This window comes from Phreatobacter sp., assembly GCF_030691135.1.
In the GTDB taxonomy this organism is placed as follows: Bacteria; Pseudomonadota; Alphaproteobacteria; order Rhizobiales; family Phreatobacteraceae; genus Phreatobacter.
Genome location: NZ_JAUYFA010000039.1, coordinates 15,105 through 28,400, shown reverse-complemented (window position 1 = coordinate 28,400; position 13,296 = coordinate 15,105). Strand labels below are relative to the sequence as shown.

The 13,296-nt window shown below is 67.9% G+C and carries 10 protein-coding genes; 9 read left to right on the top strand and 1 reads right to left on the bottom strand.

From position 1 onward, the window contains the following. From Q8O26_RS06625 to Q8O26_RS06595, 7 genes are all read left to right on the top strand, one after another. On the top strand, positions 1 to 378 hold the full coding sequence (locus Q8O26_RS06625; RefSeq protein ID WP_305574704.1) for a Na+/H+ antiporter subunit C: 378 nt from the start codon (positions 1 to 3) through the stop codon (positions 376 to 378). Then, the gene (locus Q8O26_RS06620; protein WP_305574703.1) at positions 378 to 1,922 is read left to right on the top strand and encodes a monovalent cation/H+ antiporter subunit D; all 1,545 of its coding nucleotides are present in this window, start codon (positions 378 to 380) and stop codon (positions 1,920 to 1,922) included. The genes Q8O26_RS06625 and Q8O26_RS06620 overlap by 1 nt, the downstream gene beginning before the upstream one ends. Continuing rightward, positions 1,922 to 2,413: a Na+/H+ antiporter subunit E gene (locus Q8O26_RS06615; protein WP_305574702.1), complete on the top strand. Its 492-nt coding sequence runs from the start codon at positions 1,922 to 1,924 to the stop codon at positions 2,411 to 2,413. Before Q8O26_RS06620 ends, Q8O26_RS06615 begins: the two co-directional genes overlap by 1 nt. After that, entirely contained in the window at positions 2,410 to 2,679 is a 270-nt protein-coding gene (locus tag Q8O26_RS06610; protein WP_305574700.1) for a K+/H+ antiporter subunit F, read from the top strand. Before Q8O26_RS06615 ends, Q8O26_RS06610 begins: the two co-directional genes overlap by 4 nt. 10 nt (positions 2,680 to 2,689) lie before the next feature. Continuing rightward, entirely contained in the window at positions 2,690 to 3,073 is a 384-nt protein-coding gene (locus Q8O26_RS06605) for a Na+/H+ antiporter subunit G (protein ID WP_305574838.1), read from the top strand. 168 nt (positions 3,074 to 3,241) lie between these two features. Further along, entirely contained in the window at positions 3,242 to 4,777 is a 1,536-nt protein-coding gene (locus Q8O26_RS06600) for a YifB family Mg chelatase-like AAA ATPase (RefSeq protein WP_305574698.1), read from the top strand. Positions 4,778 to 5,124: 347 nt separating this feature from the next. After that, positions 5,125 to 7,206: an ATP-binding protein gene (locus Q8O26_RS06595; RefSeq protein WP_305574696.1), complete on the top strand. Its 2,082-nt coding sequence runs from the start codon at positions 5,125 to 5,127 to the stop codon at positions 7,204 to 7,206. Here Q8O26_RS06595 and Q8O26_RS06590 read toward each other — a convergent pair. Further along, a complete protein-coding gene (locus Q8O26_RS06590; protein WP_305574694.1) occupies positions 7,151 to 7,993 on the bottom strand; it encodes an HAD family phosphatase in 843 nt (280 codons plus the stop codon). The genes Q8O26_RS06595 and Q8O26_RS06590 overlap by 56 nt on opposite strands. 64 nt (positions 7,994 to 8,057) lie before the next feature. Between Q8O26_RS06590 and Q8O26_RS06585 the strand changes: the two genes are divergently transcribed. Next, entirely contained in the window at positions 8,058 to 10,469 is a 2,412-nt protein-coding gene (locus Q8O26_RS06585; RefSeq protein WP_305574692.1) for an EAL domain-containing protein, read from the top strand. 544 nt (positions 10,470 to 11,013) lie between these two features. After that, on the top strand, positions 11,014 to 13,293 hold the full coding sequence (locus Q8O26_RS06580; RefSeq protein ID WP_371134475.1) for a putative bifunctional diguanylate cyclase/phosphodiesterase: 2,280 nt from the start codon (positions 11,014 to 11,016) through the stop codon (positions 13,291 to 13,293). The last annotated feature ends 3 nt before the right edge of the window (positions 13,294 to 13,296 follow it).

The window sequence follows — 13,296 nt, the reverse complement described above, 5'->3', positions numbered from 1 at the left end:
ATGGAGATGCTCGTCGCGTCGGCCATCGGCCTCCTGACCGCTGTCGGGGTCTATCTCGTGCTGCGGCGGCAGACCTTTCCGGTCGTCATCGGCACCGTCTTTCTCTCCTATGCCGTCAATCTCTTCCTCTTCGCCACGGGGCGACTGACGGTCAATCGCCCTCCGATCTATGCCGCCGGCGCGGCCGGCTATGTCGACCCGCTGCCGCAGGCGCTCGTGCTCACTTCCATCGTCATCTCCTTCGGCATGACCGCCCTGGTCATCGTCCTGGCGCTCCGCAGCTTCCTGGAGACGGGTTCCGATTCCGTCGAGAACAGCCCGGCCTCGGCCGACGAGGCCGAAGCGACACAGGTGACAACCGATCAGGCGCGGCCGTGATGCAGACAGCCATCAACCACTGGATCATCGCCCCGCTGGTGTTGCCCGGCATCGTCGCGCCGATCCTGATCCTGGCTTCGCGCCACAATCTGGCGGCCCAGCGGGTCGTCTCCATCGCCGCGACTCTTGCGCTTCTGGCGGTGGCGATCGGCCTCTACGGCCTGGCACAGGACGGCACCGTACGGCCCTATCTCGTCGGCGCCTGGCCGGCGCCCTATGGCATCGTGCTGATCCTCGACCGGCTGTCGGCCACCATGGTGCTGCTCTTCGCCGTGCTGGCCCTGGCCATCGTGCTCTACGCCACCGCCGGCTGGGACACGCGCGGGCGGCACTTCCATCCGCTGTTCCAGTTCCAGCTTCTCGGCGTCAACGGCGCCTTCCTGACCGGCGACGTGTTCAACCTCTTCGTCTTCTTCGAGGTCATGCTGATCGCCTCCTACGGTCTGATGCTGCATGGCGGCGGGGCGCAGCGCCTCAAGGCGGGCTTCCAATATGTGACGATCAACCTGATCGGTTCGACGCTCTTCCTGTTCGCTGTCGGGACCATCTATGCGGTGACCGGGACGCTCAACATGGCCGACCTGGCGCGCAAGGTGGCGGCGGTGGGGGCGGGCGACACGGCGCTGCTCGGCGTCGGCGCGGTGCTTCTCTTCATCGTCTTCGCGCTGAAGGCCTCGGTGGCGCCGCTGCATGGCTGGCTGCCGTCCGCCTATGCGGCCGCCCCGGGTCTGTCGGCGGCGCTGTTCATGATCATGACCAAGGTCGGCGCCTACACGATCCTGCGCGTCTACACGCTGATCTTCGGTGCCGATGCGGGCGCCGTCGCCGGGATCGTCACGCCCTGGATGCTGCCGGCCGCGCTGGCGACCCTCGTCGTCGGGGCCCTGGGCATGCTCGCGGCGCGCAGCCTTCTCAGCCTCGCCTGTTTCGCTGTGGTCTGGTCGATGGGGTCGCTGCTCGTCGCCTTCGGCCTGTTCGATGCGGGCGGCATCGGGGCCGGGCTCTATTACGTCCTGCATTCCACCATGGCCGGCGCGACGCTGTTTCTCCTCGTCGACATTCTCGTGCCGCAACGCGGCGGGGCGGAGGACCGTCTCGTTCCCGCAGCCGTCGGCCATCCGGTGCTGCTGTCCGGGCTGTTCTTCGCCGCCGCCATCGCCATGGCCGGCCTGCCGCCGCTGTCGGGCTTCCTCGGCAAGCTGATGATCATGGAGGCGAGCCGCGGCAGCGCCGCAGTCACCTGGATCTGGGCCATGCTGCTGGCCACCAGCCTGGTGGCGATCCTCGCCTTCGCCCGCGCCGGGAGCGTGCTGTTCTGGAAGCCGGCGACGCCCCACGCCGAGCCCGCCGCCGCAATGCCGTCGCTCAAGCCGCTGCCGGTCGCGGTCTTTGCGGCCCTCCTCGGCGCCACCGTCGCCCTCACCGCCTTCGCCGGGCCGGTGCGCCGCGAAATGGGGCTGACGGCGGCGCAGATCCTGGATACCGGTGCCTATGTGCGGGCGGTTCTCGGGCCCGCCCCGCTTGCCAGTGCGGGGAGGCCGTGATGCGGACCCGTTACCTTCCCCAGCCGATCCTGACCCTCGTCATCGCCGGCGTGTGGATGGCGCTTGCCAACGACATCTCCCTCGGCAATGCCGTGCTGGGGCTGATCCTCGGCGTCCTCATCCCGCTGGTGACCCAGGCCTACTGGCCCGATCGCCCGCGCTTCAAGAACCCCTGGCGGATCGTCGATTTCACTCTGGTGGTGCTCTGGGACATCGTGCTGTCCAATATCCAGGTGGCCCAGCTCATCCTGTTCCGCCGCGGTGACAGCCTGCGCTCCCAGTTCGTGCGGGTTCCGCTGGCGCTGACCAATGCGGAGGCCATCACCATTCTGGCCGGCACCATCACCATGACGCCGGGCACGATCAGCGCCGACCTCTCGGCCGACGGCACCTCGATCCTCGTTCATTGCCTCGAGACCGACGATCCCGAGGGCACTGTCAATGCCATCAAGGAGCGCTACGAGCGGCGCCTCATGGAGATCTTCGCATGATCGCCGCAGCCTGCGTGATCGCCTTCGTGGCGATTTCCGTCTCCCTCCTCCTCAACCTCTATCGCCTGGCCATCGGCCCGCACGCGCTCGATCGCGTGCTCGCGCTCGACACCATGACGATCAATGCCATCGCGCTGATCGTGGTGCTGGGCATCTGGTTCGGCGTCACGATCCTCTTCGAGGCGGCCCTGCTCTTCGCCATGGTCGGCTTCCTGTCGACGGTCGCCTTCTGCAAATATCTGCTGCGCGGCAACGTGATCGAGTGAGGCCGAGATGATGGCTTGGATTGCGGAGCTTCTGATCGCCGGCCTGCTGATCGTCGGTGCCTTCTTCCTGCTGGTCGGCTCCTTCGGGCTCGCCAAGCTGCCCGACATGATGCGGCGGCTGCATGCGCCGACCAAGGCGACGACGCTCGGCATCGGTGCGCTGCTCATCGCCTCGATGCTCTATTTCCTCATCGTTCTCGGGCTGCCCTCCTTCCACGAACTGCTGATCACGCTGTTCCTGTTCATCACGGCGCCCGTCACTGCCCACCTGGTGTCCAAGGCCCATCTCCTGCGCCACCCCGAGTTGCGCAAAGACCTGCCCGACGTTCAGGCGAGCGGCGGCTGGGCGACCCTCGGAACGTCTCCGCAGGACACACAGCGGCACGAGGCCTGACGCAGAGGGCCGGCGCGCCTCGTCTCGCCCGCTGACCAGTTCATCGGAGAGGGACGGCCGAACGCCCTCGCAACCATCCTTCATCGACGTGAACAAAAATGGAACATCCGTATGTTCCCGGATTGTTCTGATGTCGGTCTGCTGCATGATGGTGCCCGGGGGTGGACCATGGTGCAGCGGGTCGCGACGGTCGCATTCGAAGGGATCGAGGCCAAGCCGGTCGACGTGCAGGTGCATGTGCTCGCCGGGCAGATCGTGTTCAACATCGTCGGGCTTCCCGACAAGGCTGTGAGCGAGGCGCGCGAGCGCGTCCGTTCGGCGCTGGTCGCCTCGGGTCTGGCCTTGCCGGGCAGGCGTATCACGGTCAACCTCGCGCCGGCCGACCTGCCCAAGGAAGGCTCGCACTTCGACCTGCCGATCGCGCTGGGCCTGATGGCGGCGATCGGGGCCATTCCCGCCGACGCCCTCGGCGGCTTCGTCGTGCTCGGCGAACTCGCCCTCGACGGGCGGATCACCCCCGTCGCCGGGGTGCTGCCGGCGGCCATGGCGGCCAATGCGCTGGGGCTCGGCATCATCTGCCCGGCGGCCTGCGGCCCGGAGGCCGCCTGGGCGGGCGAGGATGTGGAGGTGCTGGCGCCCGACAATCTGGTGCAGCTCGCCAACCATTTCCGCGGCACCCAGGTCTTGTCGCGCCCGAAGCCGGGAATCCGCACCGTCGATGCGCCGCTCGCCGACCTGCGCGACATCAAGGGTCAGGAGAGTGCCAAGCGGGCGCTGGAGATCGCCGCGGCGGGCGGACATGCGCTTTTGATGAACGGTCCGCCGGGCTCCGGCAAGTCGATGCTGGCGAGCCGGATGCCCTCCATCCTGCCGCCGCTGATGCCGGCCGAACTGCTGGAGGTCTCGATGATCCACTCGGTTGCGGGGGAGCTGGAAGGAGGGCAGTTGACGACGCGCCGCCCGTTCCGCAACCCGCACCATTCCGCGTCCATGGCGGCGCTGATCGGCGGAGGGCTGCGCGTCCGGCCCGGCGAGGTGTCGCTCGCCCATCACGGAGTGCTGTTCCTCGACGAACTGCCCGAATTCCAGCCCCATGTTCTGGACGGGCTGAGGCAGCCGATCGAATCCGGCGAGGCCGTCATCGCCCGGGCCAACCAGCGCGTCAGCTTTCCCGCGCGGTTCCAGCTCGTGGCCGCCATGAACCCCTGCCGGTGCGGGAAGGCGACCGAGCCGGGGTTTGCCTGTCCGCGTATGCCCAATCCCCGCTGCATGGCGGATTACCAGGCGAAGATCTCCGGCCCGCTGATCGACCGGATGGACATGGTGATCGAGGTGCCGGCGGTCTCCGCCGCCGATCTGATCCTTCCCGCGCCTGCCGAAGGGAGCCACGAGATCGGGCTGCGGGTCGCCGCGGCGCGGGCGCTGCAGCAGGCGCGCTATGGCGGGCGCGGGCTGCCCGTCAGGCTGAATGCCCATGCGCCGCCCTCCATTCTCGACGAGGTCGCCGCCCCGGATGCGGCTGGCCTCACCTTGCTGCGCGACGCGGCCGAGGCCCTGCGGCTGACGGCGCGGGGCTATCACCGGGTGCTGAAGCTCGCCAGGACCATTGCCGATCTCGACGGGGCGGCCACCGTCAGGCGCGTGCATCTCGCCGAGGCCACCAGCTATCGCGGTGCGACGGATCGGGTGCGGGTCGCGGCCTGACGCCAGGCCTGGAGGGTGCCGCTGGACGACCGAAGCGCGGAGCGTGTCGGCTGACGAAGGAGGTGGGTTGCGGTCCGGCGACATAGGCGGGCCGCCTGCCGCCTGCTCACTCACGCCGAGGGGGGGCGGCCGCCCCGGTCGCGCCGTCGGCTGCGGTCGACCGCCTGGGCTCGGGTTCGGTGATGCCGCCGCCGGCCGCCTCACGCCGGAAGCGGGATTGCCGCCACCCCGCCAGGCGGCGCGCAGCCGTGGGCCGCATGTCCGTCTCCGGCCGCGTCCTGGTAACGCACCGTCAACCCTGTCTGTTTACGTTGTCAGCATCGTTCCGGGTTGCGTGGAGAGTTGCCGTGGATGCTTTCGCCCTGGTCGCGGGTGGTGCGGCAGCCTTCGCAGTGGCCTCGGTCGCGGCCGTTTTCCATCTTGTTCACGGGCGGCGGGCGCTTCTGCGCAAGGCGGCGGCGCTGGAGGACACGGTCGAGGTCCTCACCGACCGGGTCTTCGAACTGGCCGAGAGCGAGGAGCGTCACCGCGGCTTGATCGATGCGCAGGGCGACCTCATCGTGCGACGCGACCGCCAGGGCACCATCACCTTCGCCAACCGGGCCTTCGGCGACCTCGTCGGCGTTTCCGCAGCGGAACTGGTCGGTCTCGATCGCGGCCCGGTGGTGATCGACCGCTCGGAAGAGCGCCGCGAGGCGGACGGGTCATGCAGTGCCGACGAGATGATCGCCACCCCGACGGGGCATCGCTGGATCGCCTGGCGCCATCACCCCATCCGTGACGGCGAGGGGCGTTGCGAGGAAATGCAGTCGGTCGGCCGCGACATCACCGACCGCAAGGCTGCGGAGGCGGCGCTGGCGCTGTCGACGGCCCGGGCCGAGAGCGCCAACGAGGCGAAGTCACGCTTCCTCGCCACCGTCAGCCACGAGATCCGCACTCCGCTGAACGGGATCCTCGGGATGGCTGACCTGCTGCTCGACACCCGGCTGTCGCCGGACCAGAAGACCTATGCCGATGCGGTCAAGGGGTCGGGCGAAGCGTTGCTGACGCTGATCGACGAGATCCTCGATTTCTCGAAGATCGAGGCTGGCCGGCTCGATCTCGACCTCGCGCCCTTCGACCTCCTGCCGATCATCGAAGGCGCAGCGGAACTGCTCGGCCCGCGGGCCCAGGCCAAGGGGCTCGACGTCGCGACCTCGATCGCGCCCGACGTGCCGGCGCGGTTGACGGGCGATGCGACGCGGCTGCGGCAGGTGCTGCTCAATCTCGCCGGCAATGCGGTGAAGTTCACCGAAACTGGCGGCGTCACCATCGCGGCGACACGCGACGAGGATCATCTCATCCTCACCGTCGCGGATACCGGCCCGGGCATCGCCACCGCCGATGTCGAACGCATCTTCGGCGAGTTCGAGCAGGGCGAGACCACCTTTTCCCGCCGCCATTCGGGCACCGGCCTCGGCCTTGCTATCTCGCGGCGCATCGTCGCCCTCATGGGCGGCACGCTCACCGTTGCCACGGCGCTCGGCGAGGGCGCGACCTTCACCGTAAGGCTGCCGATGACGATCGCGGCGACGGCCGGCACGCCGGACGAACGCCTTGCTGATCTCGCGGTGCTGATCGTCTCGCCGTCGCCGATCGAGCGGGCTGCGCTGGTCCGCCGGCTGACGGCCCGCGGCGCCGACGCCACCGCCTGTGACGGTCTTTTGGACATTCCGCCGGGCCTGTTCGACACGGCGATCCTCGACTACCGGCTCGGCGAGGAGAGCGTCGCCGCGGTCCTTGCTGTGTTGTCCGAGCGGGTCCAGCGCACGGTGCTCCTGGTGCGGCCGGCCGAGCGCTCGGCGGTCTCCGCCTGGCGGCAGAAGGGCATCGGGGGCTGGCTCGTGTCGCCGGTGCGCGAGGCTTCGCTCCTCATGCAGATGCGGGGGGAGGGGCCCGGCCCGGCCGAACGCGCGGCCGAGGGTGAGGGCAGCGCCGATCAGCCCCTCGTCTCGGCTGGTCCGGCGCTCACGGTGCTGATCGCCGAGGACAACGACATCAATGCCCTGCTCTGTCGCAAGCTCGTCGAGAAGCTCGGCCACCGGCCGGTCTGGGTGAAGGACGGCCGCGCCGCCGCGACCACCGCCCTCGACCCGGCAGCCAGCATCGACCTCGTCCTGATGGACATGCAGATGCCCGAATGCGACGGGCTTTCCGCCGCCAAGATGATCCGGGCGGGAGAGGGGGACGGCCGGCGATTGCCGATCATCGCCCTGACCGCCAATGCCTTCGCGGAGGACCGGGCCGCGGCGATCGCCGCCGGAATGGATTCCTTCCTGACCAAGCCGCTCGATCGCGATCGGCTCGCCGAGGCGATAGACCTCTACGGGAAGGTCACCAAGCCAGGCCCCGCGCGCGCAACGCGGCGGAAAGCGAAGGTGCGTCGGTGAAGTGGACCGCGTCCATGCCGAAGGCCAGTGCCGCCTCCACGTTGCGCGGGGAGTCGTCGATGAACAGGCAGGCCTCCGGCGCCAGGGCATGGCGCTCGCACAGGATGGCATAGATCCGCGGGTCTGGCTTGTTGATGCCGACATCGGCCGACAGGATCAGCCCGGAGAAGGCATCGAGGAAGGGGTGGACCGGCCGGGTCCTGTCGAACAGCTCCCGCGAGAAGTTCGAGATGCCATATACCGGACCACGTGCCGCAAGTCCCTCGAAGATCGCGCGGGTGCCGGGCACTTCCCCCGGTACCGCATCAAGCCAGTTGTCGTAGAAGGCGGCGAAGACCGACGCATGGCGAGGAAAGCGGGCCGCATGGTCGGCCACCGCCTCGGCCACCGCCCGCCCGGCATCCTGGCGTGCATGCCAGTCCATGAAGCCGACCTCTTCCATGAACGCGTCGAGCGCGGCCGGGTCGTCGAAATGCGGCTCGAGCGCCGCCTGCGGCTCCCAGCGCAGCAGAACCTGCCCGATATCGAAGACAGGTATCGTGGAAGTTGTACTCATGGGGGGGTCTCGCGCGAATTCGACAGTCATGTAACGGACAGATCGCGCAATAGTGGTAAATCGTAACGAACTGATAACGCCATGAATGGACAATCCGCGCAACATGACGTTAGGTCCACGCAACATGGCTGGCACCAAGAAGACAGTACGGAACGGCGGCACGACGCCGGCTTCCGTATCTTCGGCACGCGAGGCCGGCCTGCTCAGGCGCGCCATGGGCATCGCGAGCATGGGCTATTGGCAGTCTTCAGGACCTCGCAGCAAGACGCTTTGGATATCGCCAGAGCTCGCGGCCATGTACGGGGTCACCACCGTGGACGGCATCATCTCCGTCGCCGACGTGCGCGCCCGCTATCTCGGCATCGCCGCGGACGACCTGAATCGCGGTCACCTCCTGTGCTGGAGCGAAGGGCTACCGTACCGCGTCCAGGGTCAGTACCGCCATCCCGACGGGCGGATCATCGACTTTTCCATCCATGGCGAGGCTGAACGTGACGCAAAAGGACGCGTCACAGCCGTTTCCGGAATCGTCCGTGACATTTCCGAGGAACAGGCCGTCCTGCGGTCCTTTGCAGCGAGCGAGCAGCGCCTCGCCGATTTCATCAGCACAGCCTCGGACTGGTGCTGGCAGACGGACGCGAACCACCGCCTACTGCCCAATTTGCTCCCGGCCGAGGTCAATACGGCGATCCAGATCATCGCCGAAGGCCACATCACCCGGTGGGAGCTGCCCTACGTTCCGGAGAATCGCGACGCCATGGCGCGCCATCGCGCCGATATGGAAGAGCATCGCCCGTTTCGGTCCTTCACCTATTCGCTGGTCAGCCCCAGCGGCGACAGGGCGACGATCCGCACGAGCGGCAAGCCCTTCTTCGATGAGCACGGCACGTTCCAGGGCTATCGCGGCACCGCCAGCGACGTCACCAAAAGGAAAGCGACCGAGGAGCTTCTCGCCCGCCGCACGGCGGCCCTCGCGGAAGCGCACCGGCTGGGGCGGATGGGGTCCTGGCACTACCGGCGGGGAAGCGACGAGGTCACGTGGAGCGAGGAGCTCTATGCGCTCACGGGCTATGATCCGGCGACGCTCGAAATGTCGCACGCCAACATCATCTCCCATTTCGTCGCCGAGGATGCCGCGCGCCTCGAGGACATGCAGAAACAGGTGCTGAAGTCCGGCGGTACCGCCAATGCCGACCTCAGGTTCCGTTGTGCCGATGGGCACGTCGGCGATTTTGCCGTGAACTGCAAGGCCGAAGTCGTGGACGGGAATATCGTCGGCGTCGTCGGCCTCGTGCAGGACATCAGCGAACGCAAGCTCGCCCAGCATCAGCTGGAGGAACTGGCGTTTGCGGATCCCCTCACGGGACTCGCCAATCGCACGCAGTTCAAGCGGACCCTGACCGGCATGGTCGGCCGCGCGCTGCTCGAGGAGCGCTTCGCTGCGCTGCTGCTCATCGACCTCGACCGGTTCAAGGAGGTCAACGATTCCCTCGGCCATGCTGCCGGCGACGAACTTCTGTGTCGCGTGGCCGGCCTGCTGCGCCACGAACTCGGCGCCGAGGCCTTCATCGCCAGGCTCGGGGGCGACGAATTCGCCGTGCTCATCGAGCGTCCGACGATACACGACGACATGAAGGTGCTGGCCGACCAGCTCATCGCGCTGATCTCCGGACCGGTCGACCTCACCAACGGTGAAGCCTTCATCGGTGCCACGATCGGTATCGCGAAGCTGCCCGAGGATGCCGCGACGACGGAACTGGCGATGCGGCACGCCGACCTCGCCCTCTGCATGGCCAAGGAATCCGGCCGCGGCCGGTGCATGGTGTTCGAGGCCGCCTATGCGGATGCAGTCGAACAGCGGATGATCCTCGCGCGGGATCTGCGTCATGCCATCGCGGAGAACGAGTTGCACGCGCACTATCAGCCGCAGGTGGAGCTGGCGACCGGCCGGGTTGTCGGCTTCGAGGCGCTGCTGCGCTGGACCCATCGGGAACGTGGGGCGATCTCGCCCGCCGAGTTCATCCCGGTGGCCGAGAGTTCGGGCATCATCGTCGACCTCGGGCTGTGGATCCTGCGGGAAGCCTGCCGCCAGGGTCGCGACTGGCTCGACCAGGGACTGCCGCCCCGCACCATCGCGGTCAACGTCTCGCCGGCGCAGTTCTGGAACATGGATTTCGAGACGGCTGTCTCCGCCGTGCTCGCCGAGACGCGGCTGCCGCCTAACCTCCTGTGCCTGGAACTGACGGAGGGCCTCTTCGTCGACCAGAGCGAGCACCAGATCAGCCGGACGCTGGGCGCACTCTCCGCCCTGGGCGTGCGGCTGGCACTCGACGATTTCGGCTCCGGCTATTCCTCGCTCGGCTATCTCACGCGCCTGCCGTTCGACCGTCTGAAGGTCGACAGATCCTTCGTCGACGGTGTCTCGACGCAACCCGAAAAGCGCAAGCTCCTCGGCGGCATCATTGCCCTGTCGCGCGGCCTCGGCATGTCCATCGTCGCCGAGGGGGCCGAGCGGCCGGCCGAGGTGGACGTCCTCCGCGAACTCGGCTGCGACATTGTCCAGGGCTATGTCTATTCGCGTCCTGTGGCCCCGGAAATGGCCCCGGTCGTCGCCGATTCGATCGAGCGTTCGCCGCTGGTCGAATGGCAACGCCGCCCCGTGCGGCTGGAGCGGACCCTGCCGGCGGTCGCCGCACTGATGGGCTGACGCGGGGCTTCAGCCGCCTCATTTTCGGGTGTTTGCGCCGGATGGTTCGCGAGGCGCGGTGCAGGCGCCGCTTCCTGTCGCCGACACAGGCGGCCCGGCCGATGCCGTAGACGGGCATGTCGGCTGCCGAAATGGCGGCCCCCGCCAAAGGCATTATTGGCATGTGATTACCTTTTCTTCAGCGCTTTTGCGCTACGTCATGTGGAACAATTGTGCTTCCAGTCTTGTTCGGGATTGTGACTCTGTCGAGCGCCGCCCCCCATCATCTGCTACCGACCGCTGCGGAAATCCTGGAAGGGCCACTGCTGCAGCCCGCGATGCTGGCGAGCCGTGCCATGGCCATTGCCCGGATGGGCTATTGGGTGATCGAGGCGCGCGATCCGACCACCTTCTGGATGTCGGAGGAACTCGCTGCCCTCATGGACGTGCCCGCCGGATTCGTCACCATCGCGACGGTTCGCGAGCGTTATCATGGCGACGGTGCCGCGCGTGTCGCCGCAGCGCTGCAACGCTGCAACGCTGCCTTTCGGACGGCACGCCCTATGTGGTGGATGTCACCTGCCGCCACCCCGACGGGCGCGACTTCTCGCTTCGAATCCACGGCGAGGCCGAGCGCGACGGGTCCGGTGCCATCGTGCGCATCATCGGCATCGTCACCGATGAGACCAGCGAGACCCAGGCGTTGGAGCAGGTCGCCGCCTCGGAACAGAGGCTGGCGGATTTCCTCGACACCGCGACAGACTGGTGTTGGCAGACCGATGCCGAGCACCGTTTCGAGCGATTCGAGGCGGGCAGCGCGACACGATCGATCGACGTCAGACTGGTCATCGGAAAGCGGCGCTGGGACCTCGACGTCCCGGTTTCCTCCCTCCCGGAACTGGAGGCTGTGCAGCGGGAGATGGAGGCCCACAGGCCGTTCCGCAATCTCGACTATACCGTCAACACCCGGATCGGACCCCGTCGGGCCCGCACCAGCGGCAAGCCGATGTTCGATGCAGACGGCACCTTCCTCGGCTACCGCGGCACGACCGCCGACATCACCGAGTTGCGCGAGACCGAACGCCTGTTGATGAAGCGGTCGGCAGCACTCGCCGAGGCCCACCGTCTCGGCCGCATGGGGTCCTGGTCCTATCTCCAGGGCGATGCCGGCTTGACCTGGAGCGACGAGCTCTTCTCGGTCACCGGCTTCGACCCCGCGACCTTCGACAGCTCCCACGAGGCGGTCCTGGCGCTGTTCATGCCGGAGGACCAGCAGAAGCTTCTGGACGTTCAGCGCGCGGTGCTGAAGGAGGGTGGTGCACACAGCTGCGACGTGCGCCTGTGCTGTGCCGATGGCCGCATCCGCGACTTCGCCGTCACCTGCAAGGGCGAGGAGGTCGGCGGCAAGGTGGTCGGCTTCGTCGGTACCGTCCAGGATGTCACAGAACGCAAGCAGACGCAGCGGCAGCTCGAGGAACTCGCCTATGCGGATTCGCTGACCGGCCTTGCCAATCGCGCCATGTTCAAGCAGGCGCTGACCAAGGTCATCGGCAAGGCCCTGCTCGAAGGTCGCTTCGCGACGCTCTACCTGGTTGGTCTCGACCGGTTCAAGGAGGTCAACGACGCCTTCGGCCATGCTGCCGGTGACGAACTCCTCTGTCGTGTCGCGGCCATCCTGCGCCGGGAGTTCGGCGGTACCGCCTTGATCGCGCGACTGGGTGGCGACGAGTTCGCGGTGCTGATCGAGCGGGACCACCAGCAAGAGGATGTCCGGCTCGTCGCCGACAACCTGATCCATACGCTGTCCGGGCCGATCGACCTGTCGAGCGGCGAGGCCTTCGTCGGCGCCACGGTCGGCGTGGCGATGCTGCCCGAGCACGCGACCTCGACGGACCAGGCCATGCGGCATGCCGACCTCGCCCTCTACACGGGCAAGGAAGCGGGTCGCGGTCGCTCGATGCTGTTCGAGTCGGCCTTCGCCGCGGCAGTAGAGCAGCGTCTGCTGCTGGCCCGCGACCTCCGCCACGCGATCGAGGAACAGGAGCTGCACGCCGTCTACCAGCCGCAGGTGTGCATAAGCTCGGGCAGGGTCATTGGCTTCGAAGCGCTGCTGCGCTGGACCCACCGCGAGCGCGGACCGATCTCGCCGGCGGTGTTCATCCCCGTCGCGGAGAACTCCGGCATCATCGTCGACCTCGGCCTGTGGATCCTCCGTGAGGCCTGCCGCCAGGCGAAGGCCTGGCTCGACCAGGGCCTGCCGCAGCGCACCATGTCGGTCAATGCCTCGCCGGCCCAGTTCTGGGCCATGGACTTCGAGACGGCCGTCGCCGCTGTGCTGGCCGAGACCGGCCTGCCACCGGAGCTGCTCTGCCTCGAACTGACCGAGAGCCTCTTCGTCGACCAGAGCGAGGAGCGCGTCAGCCGCACGCTCTGCTCGCTGTCGCGGCTCGGGGTCAAGCTCGCCCTCGACGACTTCGGTTCGGGCTACTCGTCGCTCGGCTATCTGACGCGGCTGCCCTTCCACCGGCTGAAGGTCGACCGCTCCTTCGTCGACGGCATCGCCGGTGATCCGGCCAAGCGCAAGCTCCTCGCCGGCATCATCGCCCTCTCCCGTGGCCTCGGACTCGCCACCGTGGCGGAGGGTGCCGAGAAGCGCGCCGAACTTGACGTGCTGCGCGAACTCGGCTGCGATACCGTCCAGGGTTTCGTCTATTCCCGCCCGGTCGGGCCCGATGCGGCGACGGCGGTCGCGGCCTCCATCGAGGCCGAACCGATCCCGGACAACCGCGCACCATGGCTCGTCCCCGCCGCCGAGACGACGGCGTTGATCGCCGCCCTCGGCTGACCC